At 62.8% G+C, this 16,897-nt stretch carries 13 protein-coding genes; 8 read left to right on the top strand and 5 right to left on the bottom strand.

All coding sequences use genetic code 11. From position 1 onward, the window contains the following. Positions 1 to 5 precede the first annotated feature (5 nt). Together CLV45_RS07280 and CLV45_RS07275 are read left to right on the top strand one after the other, a co-directional pair. Positions 6 to 893 (top strand): hydroxypyruvate isomerase family protein, encoded by an 888-nt coding sequence (locus CLV45_RS07280; protein WP_100335697.1) that lies wholly within the window; start codon positions 6 to 8, stop codon positions 891 to 893. Between the two features lie 51 nt (positions 894 to 944). Then, entirely contained in the window at positions 945 to 1,724 is a 780-nt protein-coding gene (locus CLV45_RS07275) for a 3-keto-disaccharide hydrolase (RefSeq protein WP_100335696.1), read from the top strand. Between the two features lie 49 nt (positions 1,725 to 1,773). Here CLV45_RS07275 and CLV45_RS07270 read toward each other — a convergent pair whose 3' ends face one another. Both CLV45_RS07270 and CLV45_RS07265 read right to left on the bottom strand, forming a co-directional pair. Further along, complete coding sequence (locus CLV45_RS07270; protein WP_100335695.1) at positions 1,774 to 2,655, bottom strand: 3-keto-disaccharide hydrolase; 882 nt, start codon at positions 2,653 to 2,655, stop codon at positions 1,774 to 1,776. A 327-nt stretch (positions 2,656 to 2,982) separates the two neighbouring features. Further along, on the bottom strand, positions 2,983 to 4,167 hold the full coding sequence (locus CLV45_RS07265) for a lactonase family protein (protein ID WP_100335694.1): 1,185 nt from the start codon (positions 4,165 to 4,167) through the stop codon (positions 2,983 to 2,985). 449 nt (positions 4,168 to 4,616) lie between these two features. Between CLV45_RS07265 and CLV45_RS07260 the strand changes: the two genes are divergently transcribed. The 5 genes from CLV45_RS07260 (at position 4,617) to CLV45_RS07235 (ending at position 11,182) form a co-directional block, all read left to right on the top strand. Beyond that, positions 4,617 to 4,967, top strand: coding sequence for a DUF5713 family protein (locus tag CLV45_RS07260; RefSeq protein ID WP_100335693.1), 351 nt, complete (start codon positions 4,617 to 4,619; stop codon positions 4,965 to 4,967). 317 nt (positions 4,968 to 5,284) lie between these two features. Next, positions 5,285 to 7,582, top strand: a complete 2,298-nt coding sequence (locus CLV45_RS07255) for a GH92 family glycosyl hydrolase (protein WP_100335692.1) — start codon at positions 5,285 to 5,287, stop codon at positions 7,580 to 7,582. Positions 7,583 to 8,472: 890 nt separating this feature from the next. Then, positions 8,473 to 9,168, top strand: coding sequence for a helix-turn-helix transcriptional regulator (locus tag CLV45_RS07245; protein ID WP_100335690.1), 696 nt, complete (start codon positions 8,473 to 8,475; stop codon positions 9,166 to 9,168). 92 nt (positions 9,169 to 9,260) lie between these two features. Continuing rightward, on the top strand, positions 9,261 to 9,662 hold the full coding sequence (locus CLV45_RS07240; protein WP_100335689.1) for a VOC family protein: 402 nt from the start codon (positions 9,261 to 9,263) through the stop codon (positions 9,660 to 9,662). Between the two features lie 368 nt (positions 9,663 to 10,030). Then, positions 10,031 to 11,182: an acyltransferase family protein gene (locus CLV45_RS07235; RefSeq protein ID WP_100335688.1), complete on the top strand. Its 1,152-nt coding sequence runs from the start codon at positions 10,031 to 10,033 to the stop codon at positions 11,180 to 11,182. A gap of 122 nt (positions 11,183 to 11,304) precedes the next feature. On the opposite strand, the gene CLV45_RS07230 is transcribed toward CLV45_RS07235, so the two are convergent. Continuing rightward, entirely contained in the window at positions 11,305 to 11,541 is a 237-nt protein-coding gene (locus CLV45_RS07230) for a hypothetical protein (protein ID WP_157807344.1), read from the bottom strand. Positions 11,542 to 12,038: 497 nt separating this feature from the next. Beyond that, positions 12,039 to 13,286, bottom strand: a complete 1,248-nt coding sequence (locus CLV45_RS07225; protein ID WP_100335686.1) for an MFS transporter — start codon at positions 13,284 to 13,286, stop codon at positions 12,039 to 12,041. A gap of 239 nt (positions 13,287 to 13,525) precedes the next feature. Between CLV45_RS07225 and CLV45_RS07220 the strand changes: the two genes are divergently transcribed. Beyond that, entirely contained in the window at positions 13,526 to 14,125 is a 600-nt protein-coding gene (locus CLV45_RS07220) for a hypothetical protein (protein ID WP_100335685.1), read from the top strand. A gap of 14 nt (positions 14,126 to 14,139) precedes the next feature. Here the strand turns inward: CLV45_RS07220 and CLV45_RS07215 are convergent, their stop codons facing one another. After that, complete coding sequence (locus CLV45_RS07215; protein ID WP_245882776.1) at positions 14,140 to 16,608, bottom strand: outer membrane beta-barrel protein; 2,469 nt, start codon at positions 16,606 to 16,608, stop codon at positions 14,140 to 14,142. Positions 16,609 to 16,897 lie beyond the last annotated feature (289 nt).

Genomic DNA, 16,897 nt, shown 5'->3' with positions numbered 1-16,897 from the left:
CGGCCGTGGCTACCTGGAATCGGCGGGCGGCGGTGAAAGGGCTGCTGGCGGGCACCGCGGCCGTAAGTGCGCTGGGTGTGGCCGGGGCCTGCGTCGCCGAGGGTAAAAAGGCCGACCAAGCTCCGCCGCTGAAGGGCAATATCAAGCAGTCGGTGTGCCGCTGGTGCTTTCAGGATCTGCCCCTGGACCAGCTCTGCGCGGCGGCTAAGGCAATGGGCATCCGGGGCATCGATTTGGTGGGACCTCAGGATTGGCCGACGCTGCAGAAGTATGGCCTCGACTCGCCCATGTGCAACGGGGCCGAAATCAACCTGACCGACGGCTTCAACGACCCGCAGTTTCACGCCCGCCTGCAAAAGCAGTACGCCGAGATGATTCCGCGGGTGGCCGCGGCCGGCTACACCAACCTGATTTGCTTTAGCGGCAGCCGCCGGGGCTTGTCGGATGCGGCGGGCTGGGACAACTGCGTGCGGGGTCTGGCGCCCTTGCTCAAGCTCGCCCAGCAGCACAAAGTAGTGCTGGTCATGGAGCTGCTTAACAGCAAAGTCGACCACAAGGACTACCAGTGTGACCGGACAAGCTGGGGCGTGGAGCTGGCCCGTAAGCTGGATTCGGAGCACTTCAGGCTGCTCTACGACATCTACCACATGCAAATCAACGAGGGCGACGTTATCCGCACCCTGACCCAGCACCACGAGTACATTGCCCACTACCATACCGCCGGCGTGCCCGGCCGCCACGAACTCGACGACCAGCAGGAACTGAACTACCCGGCCATCATGCGGGCCATCCAGGTCACCGGATTCAAAGGCTACGTGGCCCAGGAATTCATGCCCCGCCAGGCCGATAAGCTGGCGTCCCTGCGCCAGGCCGTGCAGCTCTGCGACGTATAAACCCACGGTTTTTATCTTGCTCCCTCCGACTCTGCCCTGACCCCGCCCCGTATGAAGCTGCCCCTCCCGCTGCTGTTGTCCGCCTTTCTCCTCGGCTTTTCCACCATGACCCAGGCCCAGCAAACCGGCCAGCCCGAAGCCACCGAAGTGTGGGAGCCGGTGCCCAAAACCGTTACGGCCAGCCCCAACTTTACCCCGCCGCCCTCCGACGCCGTCGTGCTCTTCACCGGCAAGGACCTCCGCCAGTGGGTTTCGACTGATGACCACACGGCCCCGGCCCGGTGGAAAGTAGCCGGCGGCCTGCTCACCGTCGACAAGGCCACGGGCAACATCGAAACCCGGCAGGCTTTTACCAACTACCAGCTTCATGTGGAATGGCGGGTGCCGGCGGGCATCAGCGGCACGGGGCAGGCCCGCGGCAACAGCGGCATTTTTCTGGCTTCGCTCGGCAAGGGCGACCTGGGCTACGAGCTGCAAATCCTGGATTCCTACCAGAACAAGACCTACGCCAACGGCATGGCCGGCAGCATCTACAAGCAGCATATTCCGCTGGCCAACCCCGCCCGCAAGCCCGGCGAGTGGCAAAGCTACGACGTGCTCTGGACCGCCCCCACTTTCAAACCCGACGGCGCAGTGCTGACCCCGGCCCGCGTAACGGTGCTGTTCAACGGCGTAGTCGTGCAGCAGAACGTGACGCTGGCCGGCCCCACGGTCTACATCGGGGCGCCGCGCTACGAGCAGGCCCACGGCCCGGCCCCCATCAAGCTGCAGGCCCACGGCGACAAGAGTGAGCCCATCAGCTTCCGCAACATCTGGGTGCGGGAGCTGTAAAGTCGGCAGCCGTTAGTGACAGGTTTTAGACGGCAAGCCCGGGCCGCGCCTATTTAAAATACTGGGCGTACTGCTTGGGCATGGCGTCCAGAGGCTTGATCATAATGCTTTTGTAGTAGACTTCGGCCGCCTCGCTCTGCAGCTGAATCTTGCCGTGGGTCAGGGGCTGGCGCTGGCCGTTTACGACGAAGGAGGAGTTGTCGACGGCCAGCACCACGTGGCCGTTGACGAGGTGAATGCTCTTGCCGTTCACGTTGATCAGCTCCAGCTCGTTCCATTGGCCGTTGGGCAGCTCGTAGTTGGCCGCGGCCTGGCAAAAGCCTTTGCCGCCCTTGCCCATCGTAACCGGGGCGGCGGCGGGATTAAACTTGAGCGTGTCTTTCGTAGCGTCGAAGGAGGCGCGGATGTCGGCGGCCGAGTTGGCAATGCACCAGAAGTCGCCCATGGCGTTGCCCTTCTGGTGCTCCGAGACCTGGAATTCCTGGCTTAGCATCCAGCTGTGCCAGTAGTCGACGCCGCACTCCCCCTGGCTGTTGTAGAGGATGCCACTGTCGCGGGGCTCGTCGAGGCGGGGCACCCATTTCTTGCCGCCCCACTTCACCTTGAGCTTGAGGTCGTAGTTACTGTAGTCCTGTTTGGTAAACACGCAGCCGTAGATTTCCCCGCTGATGCGCAGCACCGGCTCCCCATCCTGCATTGCCACGGAGAAGACATTCGCCTCGTTCTTGTCGTAGCCGATGGGCGGAATCACCTGACCCTGGGCATCGGTGGGTGCCTGCCCCCGGTAGCCGAGCTGGTGCCGGTAGCTTTGAAACGTGCGCCACTTGCTCAGCTTCTGGTCGAGCAGGGGCTCCCAGCCCTTGGCCGGGGTAAACGAAACGGAAGTCAGCAGCAGCGTAGCACCCAGCACGAGGGCCGTGGATTTTCTCATCGGAGGAAGTGGGTAGGTTTTTTTGGGTGTTCTAATCTACTGGTTTTGAGTTAGGGCAAGTAGCTGGCGGCAAGATTTGTCGAAAATCAACCTGCGGCCTGATGATACTACGCCTGTCATCCTGAACGCAGCAAAGCGGAGTGAAGGACCTTCCTCGCCTACCTCACCGAAGTTTATACCAATGTACCAAAGCCCTTACTACCGCATAGTGAGAGGGCTTTGGTACATTAAAAAACACTTGTCACATAGGTGAGGAAGGTCCTTCGTCGCCGCTTAATACGCGGAATGCTCAGGATGACAGAGGAAACAAAGACCTCAACCACGCCCTTAGCCAGCGGTGAAATCGGCCAGCAGGCGCAGGCAGACCGGGGCAGGCAGCTCCGCCGAGAAGCCGGTGGGCGTGAGCTGGCCGGTTTTGGGGTCGACGTGGTAGCTGAAGATGCTGTTGGAGTTCTGGTTGGCCACCAGCAGCAGACGGCCGTCGGGTGCGAGGGTGAAGTTGCGCGGGGTTTTGCCCTGGGTGCTGGCGTGCTGCACCACACTCAGCCGGCCGCTGCCTTTATCCACGGCCAGCACCACGATACTGTCGTGCCCGCGGTTGGAGCCGTATACGAAGCGGCCATCGGGCGAGACGTGGATGTCGGCGCAGTAGCTGGTTTCGGCGTAGCCGGCGGGCAAAGCCGACACCGTGTGCAGCTCGGTGAACGTACCCTGGGCCGCGTCGTAGCTCAGGGCCGTGACGGTGGAGTTCAGCTCGTTTATCACGTAGGCCCAGCGGCCGCCGGGGTGAAAGGCCAGGTGGCGGGGCCCGGCCCCGGGTTGGCCTGTAAAGGCCGTTTGGCCCGGCAGCTGGGGCAGGCCGGTGGCCGGGTTCAGCGCGTAGCTCAGAATTTGGTCGTTGCCCAGGTCCACGGCCAGCGCAAAGCGGCCGGCGGGGTCAGGCAGGATGCAGTGGGCGTGGGGCTTGTCCTGGTTTTTGTGTGGCCCCGAGCCCTGGTGCTGGTCGACGACGGCGGCCGGGGCCAGCTGCCCGCCCGCCTGCACCGGCAGCGCGCCGATGGTGCCGCCGCCGTAATTGGCCACCAGCACGGCTTTATCCCCCGGCGTCAGGCTCACGTAGCACGGCCCCGCCCCGGCCGAGGGCTGCTCGTTGAGCACGGTCAGGGCGCCGCTGCGCTGGTCGATGCCAAAGGCGCGGACCGCGCCGCTGCCGTTGCCCGGCACCTCCAGGGTGGCGTAGAGGTAGCGGTGGTCAGTGGAAAGGGTCAGGAAGCCCGGCTTCACCCCACCCCGAAAACCCGCCACCCGGGTCAGGGCGCCGGTGCGCGGGTGCAGGCGGTAGAGAAAAATATTGTCCTGCTCAGCCGGGCCGTAGGTGCCGATGTAGAGCAGCAGTTCCTTGCTGGCCGCTGCGGCCTGGCTCGTGACGCAGGCCGCCAGCAGCGGGCCGGCCGCCACCAGGACGGTACGTTGGAGAAAGCTGCGGCGGGTAATAGTCGGATTCAGCGTCATAAGCAAAGGAAGTAGCAGAAGCCGCCAATATACGCAAGCCGCCGGGTGCGACAACCTGCATCAGGCGCGCGACGAGCTACGGCGAGCGTGCGAGAGGGATGGTCGGCCGTGCGACGCCCCGTGACGCGCGTGCGAAGGGCCGTGACGCGCGTGCGACACCCCGTGACACCCGTGCGACGACCTGTGTCAGCCGTGCGACGAGCGTGACGGCCGTGCCAGAGGCTTGGATCGGCGTGCGAGAGGCTTGGATCGGCGTGCGACAGATACTACCACGGCTGCGACAGTCCAGGGACGCGTGGGGACTATCTTGTGCCCCTTTGGCCGGCGGCCGAAATGCAGCAGGCACCGCCCGCTACACTGCCGCCGGCCATAACGCGGCCCTTCCCAAGCTGTGCTACGCAGGAAAAAGTCGTTACTTGGGCCCCATCCTTCCTTTCAACCACCCCAGCATGGCCCAGCAAGCCCAGCTTCAGAACGAAGCCGCCCGCCAGTATTCCTTCCTGGCCGAAATGTACCAGGACTCCTACTTCCCCAATAACCTCGTCGATAAGGGCAAGGCCATTCTGGTGCAGCTGTGCTTCGACATCGAGCAGCAGCAACCCAAGAGTCTGGAGGAGCTCTACGCCCTGACCCACGCCGCCACCGACCAGTTCAACGACCTGCAGGAGGAGTTCTACGAAGCCGACAGCGAAATTGAAACCGCCGCCCGCGACTGTATCGGCACCGACTTTGACTTCGTTGCCACGGCGTATGGGTTTGAGGCCGACATTGAAGAGCTGATTGCCACGCGGGACTGGTGAGGGATTAATCGGGCCAAGTCATCTTCAATCAGCGCCCAGGTCCCTCCCCCGGCAGTCGCTCGGCTGTGCCGAGTGATGACTACGCGTGAGCAGCTCTGCTGCGAATTGCACCGCACCAGCAGAACGACCACGCGGCGCGGGACGCTCGGGGCGCAGCCCCTCCAGCATAGTGAGTCACTCGGCAATAGCCGAGCGACTGCCCGGTGCCGAGCGACTGCCAGGTTTGCTGAGCAAAGCTTCCTAAAAGGCTTTAGCAACGCTCAAAGGCGACTTATCCACCTTCCTTTCCTACCTTCCCGGCTTCAACCCCGAAGCTGATGAAACTGCCGCTCCTTCTTGCCCCGCTCCTGCTGGCCGCTACTACTACCTTCGCTCAGAAAGCCGCGCCGGCCGAAAACCTGGTGCAGTACGCCCGGCCCATCATCGGGACCCAGAAGATGGGCCACACCTACCCCGGGGCCACGGTGCCCTTCGGCATGGTGCAGCTCTCCCCCGATACCGACACGCTGCTCTACGCCAAGGACGGCAAGTACAACCCCGACATTTACCGCTACTGCGCCGGCTACCAGTACGACGACCCCACCATCGTGGGCTTCAGCCACACCCACTTCAGCGGCACCGGCCACTCCGACCTCGGCGACTTCCTGGTAATGCCCACCACGGGGCCGCTGCAGCTCAACCCCGGTACCGCCCAAAAGCCCGAATCCGGCTTCCGCTCCCGCTTTTCGCATAAGAACGAAACCGCCGAGCCGGCTTATTATAAGGTCAAGCTCGACGACCACAACATTGGGGTGGAGCTGACGGCCACGACCCGCGTGGGCATGCACCAGTACACGTTTCCGAAGTCCGACCAGGCTCACGTCATTCTGGATTTGATGGCGGGCATCTACAACTACGAGGACAAGAACACCTGGACTTACGTGCGCGTGGTGAATGACTCGCTCATCACCGGCTACCGCCAAACCAACGGCTGGGCCCGCACCCGCACGCTGTACTTTGCCATGGCCTTTTCCAAGCCCTTCAAGCAGTACGGCTACCGTAATTATTCCAAAAAGCAGGTTTACCGCGGGTTCTGGGGCAAGTTTGACCAAGCCCACAACTTCCCCGAAATGGCCGGGGAGCAGCTGCGCGCCTACTTCGACTTTAATACTACTGAAGGCGAGAAAATCAAGGTAAAGCTGGCCCTCTCGCCGGTCAGCCAGGAAGGCGCGGTGGCGAATATGCAGGCTGAGCTGCCGGGCTGGAACTTCGAGCAGACCAAGGCCCAGAGCCAGGCGCTGTGGCAGCAGGAGCTGAGCAAAGTCACGATTCAAAGCCCCAAAAAGGACGATAAAATCAACTTCTACACCGCCCTCTACCACACCTTTCTGGGCCCCACCGTGTACCAGGACGCCGACGGGCAGTACCGGGGCCTCGACCAGAACAACCATAAGGCGGAAGGCTTCACCAACTACACCACCTTCTCGCTCTGGGACACCTACCGCGCCCTGCACCCACTCTTCAACCTGGTGCAGCCCAAGCGTAACGCCGACATGATTCAATCCATGCTGGCCCACTACAGCCAGAGCCCCGAGCACATGCTGCCCGTGTGGAGCCACCACGCCAACGAAAACTGGTGCATGATTGGCTACCACAGCGTCTCGGTTATTGCCGATGCCGTGCTCAAGGGCAATGCCACCTTCGACGCCAACAAGGCCCTGGACGCCTGCGTGGCCACCGCCCGCCACGATTCCTACGACGGCGTGGGCTTCTACCGGCAGCTGGGCTTCGTGCCCGAAGACAAAAACTCGTCGTCAGTGAGCAAGACCCTGGAGTACGCCTACGACGACTGGTGCATTGCCCAGATGGCCCAAAAGCTCAATCGGCCCGATATTTACCAGGAGTTCAGTAAGCGGGCCTTGAACTATAAGAACGTGTACGACCAGCGCATCGGCTTTATGCGCCCCCGCCTGGCCGACGGCTCCTTCCGCAAGGAATTCGACGTGCTCAGCACCAACAACCAGGGCTACATCGAGGGCAACTCCTGGAACTACAGCCTCTACGTGCCCCAGGACCCCAAAGCGCTGATCCAGCTCATGGGCGGCTCGAAGCGCTTTACCGAGCACCTCGACTCGCTCTTCACCATGCACCTGCCCGACAAGTTCTTCGCCGAAACCGAGGACATCACCCGCGACGGAATCATCGGCAACTACGTGCACGGCAACGAGCCCGCCCACCACGCGGCCTACCTCTACAACTGGACCGAGCAGCCCTACAAAACTCAGCAGCGGGTGCGCATGATTCTGCCCAAGATGTACCGCCCCACCCCCGACGGCCTCGGCGGCAACGACGACTGCGGGCAGATGTCGGCCTGGTACGTCTTCTCGGCCCTGGGCTTCTACCCCGTGGCCCCCGGCTCAGCGGAGTATGCCCTGGGCAGCCCCGCCATCCACGGCGCCACGATGCAGCTCGAAAACGGCAAGACCTTCCGCATCACCGTCAAAAACCAAAGCGACAAAAACGTCTACGTGAAGGAAGCCCGCTTAAATGGGCAGAAGCTGACCCGACCGTTTTTGAATCATCAGGATATTGTGCAGGGCGGGGAGCTGGTGTTTACGATGGCCGGGAAGCCGTAATAAATGGCTTAGACTTGTAGGTAAGGATGATTGAGAAATGAAAAAGGGCCTTTTATTATATGCTGCTGCCGTATTTAGTATATGGATATTTCATGTGCTGGATTATGCCTATGCAACTAAGTTGAAAGCCCCTTTTTATAGCACCCACTTTTCAGAAAAGAGGTTTGTGCGGTTCCAGGGTACGGATGTAACGCACATTGAATATGAATTTGATGGCAGCGAATTGCAGCGGGTAAACGACGGCTTGAACACTATTGACATGGAGTCATTCCACCGAATTAGCAATGACCATGTGGCTGATGTTCAATATAGGGATAAGAACTATTCGTATACCATTCACGATGGTGAAGAAAAGTATATAATCAGACACAAGCCGTAATAGCAGCTACTCATCTGCATAGCCCTCACCGGCGCGCGTTTGGCAGCCCACGCCAATGAGGGAATACCCGAGAAACCTGGCATCCTTCGCCACAAGTGTAGCGGGGCACCCGAGAAAGTCAGGGTGGTCCGCTACAGTCTTTCCAGACCGGCCTAGAAACTTCGGATGCCTCACTACACTTGTCCCGGACCGGTCGAGAAACTTCGGGTGCCCCGGCACAGGTGTTCCGGACCGACCTAGAAAGTTAGGATGGCCTAGCACACCTGTTCTGGGGCATCCGAGAAAGTTAGGGTGGTCCGGAACAGGTGTGCTGGGCTGACCTGGAAACTTCGGGGGCTCCGGAATGGGTGGCGCAGCCTGCCGCGAAACCTGGGGCCAGCCCTACGATGAGGGCGCACCTCCCCTGCTGTATTAAAGGCGGGCTGGGAATAGCTGGGGCTCGGGGGTCGAAAGGTCCTGCTTACTTTTGCGCCTTGGCACCCTGAACCCGGGGTGTGCCCCTGCCCCCGCTATGAACCGCATTGACCGCCTCTTTGGTATTACCACCCTGCTGCAAGCCAAAAAGTACGTGCCGGCCGAGCAGCTGGCCGAGCAGTTTGGTATCAGTGTGCGCACGGTGTACCGCGACATTAAGGCCCTGGGCGAGCAGGGTATTCCGGTGAGCTTTGAGCAACACAAGGGCTACTTTCTGGTGCAGGGCTACTTCCTGCCGCCGGTGTCCTTTACCCCCGAGGAAGCCAACGCCCTGGTCCTGCTCGAAACCATTGCCGCCACCCTGGCCGACGCCTCCATTCAGGCCCAGTACTCGGCGGCCCTGACCAAGGTGAAAGCCGCCCTGCGCGAGCGGGACCGGGACCGGCTCGAACAGTTTACGAGCCGCATCAAAATGCACCTGCCCGAGTACTTCCGCGGCCCGGCCGACTACCTGGCCGCGTTGCAGTCGGCGCTGGCCGACCGGCGGGTGATTGACATGGAGTACTGCGACAAAGCCGGACAGAGCAGCCGGCGCCTGGTGGAGCCCATCGGGCTGGCGTTTTACAACCTGGCCTGGCACCTGATTGGCTGGTGCCAGCTGCGGCAGGACTACCGCGACTTTAAAGTGGCCCGCATCCGGCAGCTCACCGCCACCACCCGGCCCTTTACCAAGTCCGACCACCTCCTGCTCACCGAGTACATTGCCGGCCTGAACCTGCCCTACGTGCCGTAATTATTTTTTCGGGGCGGAATTCGGACTGCCATAGGGTTGTCAGTGGGCGGGCGGAGCTTTGGGGCATCATTCACTTTTTACCGAATACCCCCATGAAATTCGACTCCATCCGCGTAATTACCAACGACCTGCCCCGCCTGGTACAGTTCTACGAGCAAATCAGCGGGCTGCCCGTGCGGCAGTACACCGAAGACTTTGCCGAGCTCCAGACGCCCACCGCCACGCTGGGCATCGGCAGCACGCGCACTCTGCAATTTGGCGGTCAGCACGTGGTCCGTGCCGCCCATAACCACTCGGCCATCCTCGAATTCCGGGTCGCCGACGTGGACGCCGACTACCAGCGCCTGGCGCCCATGCTTGGCGAGGCCCTGGTGCAGGCGCCCACAACCATGCCCTGGGGCAACCGCTCCCTGCTTTTCCTCGACCCGGACGGTAACCTGGTCAACTTCTTCGCCCCCGTTACCCCCGAAGCCCGGCAGCGCTACGACGGGTAAGTGCCGCAAGGTCGGGCACTGACTACCCGGTGCCGCACCGCCCTACCTGAAGCCCGCCGGGCTACTTTAGCTTACCCGGGTACTCCGAAAAACGTCGGGGTATTCGGGTAAGCTTATGTTGGTTATCGGAAAAACAGCACCCCGCTCGGGAAACGTTTCGCGGGTACTTCGCCAAACGTCGGGGTATCTGGGAAACATTTCCTGGGTCGTTGCGGAAAGCGCGGGGTAGCCGGGAAACGTTGTGTGGGGTTTTGGTAAAAGCGCGGGGCCACTTATTGTCTGCTAGTAGGCAGACTGGTACTTTAGCCAGCCCGAGGAAGATTCGTGTCGTTGTATTGCCTTCAGTACGTATCCGTTACCCCGCTACTATGGAATCTTCCCCCGTTCTTACGGCCGCACCCGTCACGCCCCTCGGCACCAAGCCCCACTACGCCATCCTCGACGGCCTGCGGGGGGTGGCGGCCCTCACGGTGGTGGCCTTTCACCTCTGTGAGCCCCACGCCACCAGCCACCTCGACCAGGTCATCAACCACGGCTACCTGGCCGTGGATTTTTTCTTTCTGCTCTCGGGCTTCGTTATTGGCTACGCCTACGACGACCGGTGGGGCCGGATGACGCTCAAGGAATTCTTCCGCGCGCGGCTGGTGCGCCTGCAGCCCATGGTGGTGCTGGGCATGGTGGTCGGGGCCCTGTGCTTTTACTTTCAGGCCTCGCCGGTGTGGCCCGGTATAGCCGGGGTACCGGTTTGGAAGATGCTGCTGGTGATGCTCGTGGGCTTTACCCTGCTGCCCCTGCCGGTGTCGCTGGACATTCGGGGCTGGCACGAGATGCACCCGCTCAACGGGCCGGGCTGGTCGTTGTTTTACGAGTACGTGGCCAACCTGCTTTATGCCCTGGGCGTGCGCAAGTTCTCCAACACCGCCCTGGGCATCCTGGTGGCCCTGGCCGGCGCCGCCCTGATTCACCTGGCCGTGACCAGCCAGGCCGGCGACGTTATCGGGGGCTGGTCCCTGGACCCCGAGCAGCTGCGCATCGGCTTCAGCCGGGTATTGTTCCCGTTTTTTGCCGGGCTGCTGCTCTCCCGGGTGGCTCCGCTGGCCCGGTTTACGTCGGTGTTCCTGCTGTGCAGCGGCTTGCTGTTGCTGGTGTTGGCCTTTCCCCGGGTGGGCGGGGCCGAGCAGGTGTGGCTCAACGGCCTTTACGACTCGCTGAGCATCGTGGTGGTGTTTCCCCTCATCGTATGGCTCGGGGCCAGCGGGCAGATTGCCGGCGCCCGGTCGGCCCGGCTCTGCAAGTTCCTGGGCGACATTTCCTACCCTATCTACATGACCCACTTCCCGCTCATTTACATCTATACCGGCTGGGTAGTGGCGCACAAACCTCCGTTGGGCCAGGCCGTGCTGGTGGCGGTGCTGGTTTTTGTTACGGCCGTGGGGCTGGCCTACGCCAGCTTGAAGCTGTACGATGAGCCGGTGCGGCGCTGGCTGAAAACCCGGTTTATGGAACGTCGCGCCGCGTAGGTCTTACCGCTGCCCAGAGGCGGCAGAGGGATGCTCTGCTACCAAATTCCAGAATACCAAAAGCCCCACCATCGGCTCCTAAGGGCCGGCGGTGGGGCTTTTACGTGGTGGCAGGCTAGGGCTTACAGGTTCGGGGTGAAGCTGGGTACCGAGGTGCCTTTGTTCTTGTTGCGGTTGTAGAGGTAAGCCGCGCCGGCAGCCAGCAGGGCGCCGGTGGCTAGCTTACGGCCCATGCCCGCGGGGCGGGCGGCAGTGCCATACGTACCGGCGGCCGGGTTGCCGCCGCCAAAAGTGCGAAACAGGCCCGACAGCAGGCCTCCCATAGTACCGCTCGGGCGGTCAGAACCGAATATGCTCATGATTGACAAGGGAAGATGGTGGAGCCCTTTGGTACGCAAGCAGCCCCGCGGTGGTTATCCGGCGCGGCCATTGCTTACGGGTAGTTGGGCGCCGGCGCAGTGGTTTGACAGTACCCCGGGCCCTGTCTAGCTCTGCCAGGTTTTCGGCAGGACCTGGCAGAGTTCTGGAGATGCCACCGAAGTTTTCACGGGCACTCTCCAGAGTTCTGAAATACCCACCAAAGTTTTCACGAAGGCCCGGCAGAGTTCTGGAAGGCCCACCGAAGTTTTCATGAGGGCCTGGCAGAGTTCTGGAAGGCCGGCCGGAGTTTTCGGGAGGGCCTAGCAGAGTTCTGGAGAGGCCACCGAAGTTTTCGGGAGGGTCTGGCAGAGTTCTGGATGGTCTTTCGAGGTTTTGAAGAGCCTTATTCCGACTCCTGGAAGGCCCACCGCGGTTTTCCGGGGTATTTCCTTGGGTTGGGTCCGGGCTTTCCGAAAACCGGGGCGGGGGCCTTCCGCTACTGCGGCACGGCACTGGCGTGGGCTTCCACGGCTTCTATTTCCTGGTCGGTGCTGCTGTCCTTGGTTTCGGGCACGAAAAACCAGTAGAACAGCAGGCCCAGCCCGCCAATGGCGGCCAGGGAAGCAAAGCCGATGGGGTAGCCAAAGTGCTTGACTACGAAGCCCCCCAGGATGCTGCTCAGGGCCGCGGCCAGCCCGATGGCCGAGTACACCACGCCCTGCAGCAGGTTGAAGCGGCCGGTGCCCTTGCTCAGGTCGGCAATCATCAGGATGCTGAGCACCCCGAACAGGCCGGCCCCGATGCCGTCGAGCAGCTGGATGGCGGTCAGGGCGTAGGGGTTGTCGATAAAGGCGAAGAGCAGGGCCCGCACCGGCAGCAGCAGATAGGCCAGCACCAGCACTTTCTTGCGGCCGTTTTCGGCGGCCCGGCCCGCGTAGTTGGCCACGAACACCATCACGCCCTGGGCAATGATGATGGCCGCCGACAGGTACAGGGACGAGTTCTGGGGGTCGACGAGGCCCATTTTCTGGCCTACCAGCGGCAGCATGGCCCCGTTGGCCAAATGAAATAAAGCCATAGCCACCGTAAAGACCAGGATTTTCCGGTTCGAGAGCAGCGTTTTGACCCCGGCCGCATCGGCTTCTTTTTCGTCTTTTTCGGCGCCCCGGGCCAGGCAGTGGTCAATGTCCTGCTCGCGGATGATGAACACGGCCGCCACCAGGGCCAGGCACTGGGCAATGGAGAAGTAGAAGATGCCCTCGTAGGAAATAAACCGCCCGATGAGGCCCGCGGCAATGGCGGCCAGCATGTTGCCCAGGTGGTTGCAGCTCTCGTTGCGCCCGATGCGCTGGGCAAGCAGCGAGTGGCCCACGATGCCCAGGGTAATGGCCGCCACGCAGGGCGCGTACACCGACTGGGTGAGGCCCACCACCAGCTGGGAAACGAGGATGGGGGTAAAGCCCGTGCTGAGCACCACCACCAGGCAGCAGGCGGCAATGATGAGAGAAGCCCCCACCAGCAGCCACCGCTTGTAGGTGGTCCGGTCGATGAGGGCGCCGGCGGGGGCCTGCACCAGGATGCCCACGATGCCGGGCGCGGCAATGACGATACCGATTTCGTCGGGCTCCCAGCGGCGCACCGTCAGCAGAAAAACCGACAGGTAGACCCCCACCCCGTCCTTGACATCGGCCATCAGCAGGCTCACCCAGTCGAGGCCTTTCACACTCCGCCCTTGCGCTTCCATAGCTCCCCCCGGTATAGTTCTACGCCCCTTTTAACGGCGGCTACTTGGGGAGGATATGGTCGGGATTCGCAGACGATGAGCTTGTTACGCCCACTGAAACAGAGCTCTAACCCATGCCGGGAAGCGGCAACGCAGGAGTTCTGGCGGCGGACTCAATTGCGTGGAAGACACGGAAACGGCCCCGGCGGCGTTGGGCCTGGTAGGTGGGCCCGAACACACGCTCTACCTACCGCCCAGCCATGCAGCACCTGGTACATAATACGGGTATCGTCGTCAGCGGCTTTCGGCTGCCCCCGTTCAAGCTTACTCCCGGCAAGTGCATCCGCATATACGTGCCCAATTTTTCGGTCCTCAACGAGCCGCTCGGCGCTGATCTGGCCCTGGAGCTCATCGCGCTGCTGCGGGGCCAGAGAGCAGGGGCCGGCCTCGCTCTGGCCGACCCCCTACCCTATGCCCGCAACTTTCCCCTGACGTTCTGGGAGTCGTTGCTTTTTCCCATCTCCCTGCGCACGTATCTGCACCGCAAATGCCAGGTATCGTACCCGCAGGCCGACGAGGTTCTGCGGAGGCTGAGCATTCCCCCGGCCGGCCGGTGGGGCTCGATTGGGCTCGGCCGGCAGCGCATGGCCGTTACGCTGGCCCTGCTGGCCCGGCACGAGGCCGTGGTATTCGATTATTATGGGCTGAGCCCGGTGAGTACGGAGCAGCTCAACGTCCTTATCACCCAGGAGCTGGCGCAAGGGAAATGCCTGATTGGGTTTGACAACGCCCAGTACATGGAGCCCACGGAGCCGGATGCGGGCTTCGAACGAATTGTCCTGGAATACGTGGGCGAGTAAGGGGCCGGGCCGGGTTATTGGGCGCGGCGCTTTTCGTCCTCGGCCCCGGAGCGGCGGGTGGTGGAGGTGAGCTTGTCGTTGCCCAGCCGCCAGCCCAGCGACAGGGTAACGACCCGGGAGTCGCGGCGCAGGTAGAGGTCTTCCTGGTAGTTGTTGTAGTTGGAGCGGGCCCGCAGCGGGGTGGTCAGCAGCACGTCGGTGGCGGCCAGCTTGAGGGTGGCTTTCCGGTCCCAGAGGGCTTTTTGCACGCCCAGGTTGAGCTGCCCGTAATCCTGGAAGAGGAAGAAGCCCACGCGCTGCCGGGAGTAGTAGTTGCCGCTCAGCTCGGCGCCCCAGCCCTTGCCGAAGGTAAACGTGCTATTGCTGCTGAGCGTGAAAGCGCCCTGCCCGCGGTTGAGGGCGGTATTGGCCAGGGTGCCCTGGTAGTGGATGTAGAAGAATACGGCGTTGTTGTACACGTTCCACCACTTGGCCGGGGTCAGCGGGGCCGTCAGGGTCAGGGCCCCGTAGTGCTGGCGGTTCAGGTTCACGTACATCGACACGGTGGACGTGCGCGACTCGGGCTGGGCCACGTCGGTAATCGGGTCCTGGGTGAGGCTGTAGCTCAGGGTGGCGGTAAATTTCTGCTGGAAGGTGTGGGCCACTTCCAGGTTGTAGCTCGTTTCGGGGCGCAGCTCGGGGTTGCCCTTGCCGGTGGTGGTAGGGTCGACGACGAAGCGGAACGGGTTGAGCTGCCGGTACGAGGGCCGGTTGATGCGCCGGCTCAGGGCGGCCGTCCACTCGTGCACCGCGCTGGGCGTGTACTTCACCGAGGCCGTGGGAAAGAGCTGGTAGTAGTCGCGCCGGAAGTTGTCGGCCGCCACCACCTGCTCGCCGGTGGCGTGGGTTTGCTCGCCGCGCAGGCCCGCCTGCAGGTTCAGCTTGCCCGCCGTGTGGCTCAGGTTGACGTAGGCGGCCGAAATCAGCTCGTCGTAGCGGAAGCGGTTGGTGCGGCCCTCGTCGACGGTGGTGATGCCCTCCTGGGTGTTGAGAAACAGGATGTCGTTGTCGGAAAACACCCGGCTGGCCTTGGCCCCGGCTTCCAGGGTGGTTTTCTCGCGCAGGGCCTGGGTGTAGTCGACTTTGGCCGCCTGAATCACCAGCTCGCCGGTCTGGTCGCCGTTGAGCAACGTCGGGGGCCGGCCCGCCTGCTCATTGAATGTCGTCAGGCTTTGCAGGCGGTGGGTGTAGTAGCGGGCGTAGTCGAGGTCGGCCGTCAGCTCGGGCTTGCCCACTTTGGCGGCGGCAAAAACGTGCTTGAAGTTGAGGTTGGCCGTGATGTTGGGGTTGTAGCCCAGCCCCGTGCCCTGGGCCGTGTAGTAGTCGGTGAGCTGCCCGCCGCCGTCGTAGAAGTAGCTCGTGTTGCTGCTGCTGCCTCCGGGCCGGGGGTTGGGCACGGCAAAGCCCGTGACGACGCCGCCCAACCGGGTGTTTTTCGACAGGTCCACGTCGGCCCCGGCCCGCCAGATCAGGAAATGGTCACTGCCGGTTTGGGTGTTGCGCTGGTCGGCCACGCCCACGAGCTCCGGCTGCCCGTCCCGGGTTTCGTAGAAGCGGCGGTAAGTGTTGCGGATGCCCAGGTTGCTGCGCCGGGTGTAGGTGGTGGAGGCAAACAGGTTGAGGCCCGGCTGGCGGTGGTTGCCCGCGGCACTGGTCGTGAACCGGCCGAACTGCCCGCGGCCGTAGCTGACGTTGCCGCTGCCGTTGGTGCCCTGGCGCTGGTCCTTTTTGAGCTTGATGTCGATAATCCCGGCGCTGCCCTGGGCATCGTACTTAGCCGGCGGACTCGTAATGAGCTCAATGCTCTTGAGCTGGTCGGCGGGCAGGGCCCGCAGGTAGTCGGCCAGCTCGGCGCCGGTCATGGGCTGGCGCTTGCCGTCAATCATAACCAGCAGGCCCTGCCGCCCACGCAAGGCCAGGTTGTCGTTGGCGTCCACCGTCACGCCCGGGGCCCGGCTCAGCACTTCCAGCGTGGAGTTGCCGGTGGCCAGCGTCGAGCCTTCCACGTTGACCACGGTGCGGTCGGCCAGCCGCTCGTACAACGGCTTTTGCCCCACCACCTGCACTTCCTTGAGCTGGGTGGCCGCATTCACGCGCAGCGTAAGGGTGGGCCCGGCGCTGCTGCCGGGCAGCTCGAAAACGGTGCTCCAGGCCCGGTTATAGCCCACCTGCGCCGCCGACACCCGGTACTTGCCCGCCGCCACCTGCTCAAACCGGTACTCACCCCGGGCGTCGCTAAACTCGGTTTTGAGTAGCGTCGAGTCGGCCGCCCGGTGCAGGGTCACGGTGGCGTAGTCGATGGGGGCGCCGGCCTCGGTCTGCACCCGGCCCGTGGTGATTCCCGGGTTTTGGGCCAGGGCGCCGGAAGCGGCCAGCAACGGCAGCAGCCCGGCCACCAGGCACCACGTTACGCGGGGAAGGGCGGAGTAAAAGTAGTTTTTCACGGTGCGGCAGTGGTTAAGGCTGGGGAGGTTCGGAACGGGCAATACTTTCCCGCGGCGCCAAAAAATGGCGTCGAAAGGGAGTAGAAATCGGTAAGTGGTAAGAATCAGACCCTGCGCAGCCGGGCTGGCAAGGAGAAATTCAGGCGTAGACACTGCGCCACCCGGGGAAGGTTACAGCCCGGCGCAACTTTTTTTCGCAGCAGTCAAACGGCGGGGTGGCCGGCCGCTTTTCAATTCCACTGGCCCCGCCGGGCCAGCGCGAAGAAAGGCTGTCAACCCGCCGCAGTTG

The sequence above is a fragment of the Hymenobacter chitinivorans DSM 11115 genome (assembly GCF_002797555.1).
Taxonomy (GTDB): domain Bacteria; phylum Bacteroidota; class Bacteroidia; order Cytophagales; family Hymenobacteraceae; genus Hymenobacter; species Hymenobacter chitinivorans.
This window is presented reverse-complemented; position numbering and strand designations above follow the sequence as displayed.

Coding starts and splice junctions, on each gene's coding strand:
- CLV45_RS07235 (WP_100335688.1), top strand. CDS start 10,031: ATGGAATCTTCCCCCGTTCTTACGGCCGCACCCGTCACGCCCCTCGGC.
- CLV45_RS07225 (WP_100335686.1), bottom strand. CDS start 13,286: ATGGAAGCGCAAGGGCGGAGTGTGAAAGGCCTCGACTGGGTGAGCCTG.
- CLV45_RS07220 (WP_100335685.1), top strand. CDS start 13,526: ATGCAGCACCTGGTACATAATACGGGTATCGTCGTCAGCGGCTTTCGG.
- CLV45_RS07230 (WP_157807344.1), bottom strand. CDS start 11,541: ATGAGCATATTCGGTTCTGACCGCCCGAGCGGTACTATGGGAGGCCTG.
- CLV45_RS07245 (WP_100335690.1), top strand. CDS start 8,473: ATGAACCGCATTGACCGCCTCTTTGGTATTACCACCCTGCTGCAAGCC.
- CLV45_RS07240 (WP_100335689.1), top strand. CDS start 9,261: ATGAAATTCGACTCCATCCGCGTAATTACCAACGACCTGCCCCGCCTG.
- CLV45_RS07265 (WP_100335694.1), bottom strand. CDS start 4,167: ATGACGCTGAATCCGACTATTACCCGCCGCAGCTTTCTCCAACGTACC.
- CLV45_RS07270 (WP_100335695.1), bottom strand. CDS start 2,655: ATGAGAAAATCCACGGCCCTCGTGCTGGGTGCTACGCTGCTGCTGACT.
- CLV45_RS07275 (WP_100335696.1), top strand. CDS start 945: ATGAAGCTGCCCCTCCCGCTGCTGTTGTCCGCCTTTCTCCTCGGCTTT.
- CLV45_RS07255 (WP_100335692.1), top strand. CDS start 5,285: ATGAAACTGCCGCTCCTTCTTGCCCCGCTCCTGCTGGCCGCTACTACT.
- CLV45_RS07260 (WP_100335693.1), top strand. CDS start 4,617: ATGGCCCAGCAAGCCCAGCTTCAGAACGAAGCCGCCCGCCAGTATTCC.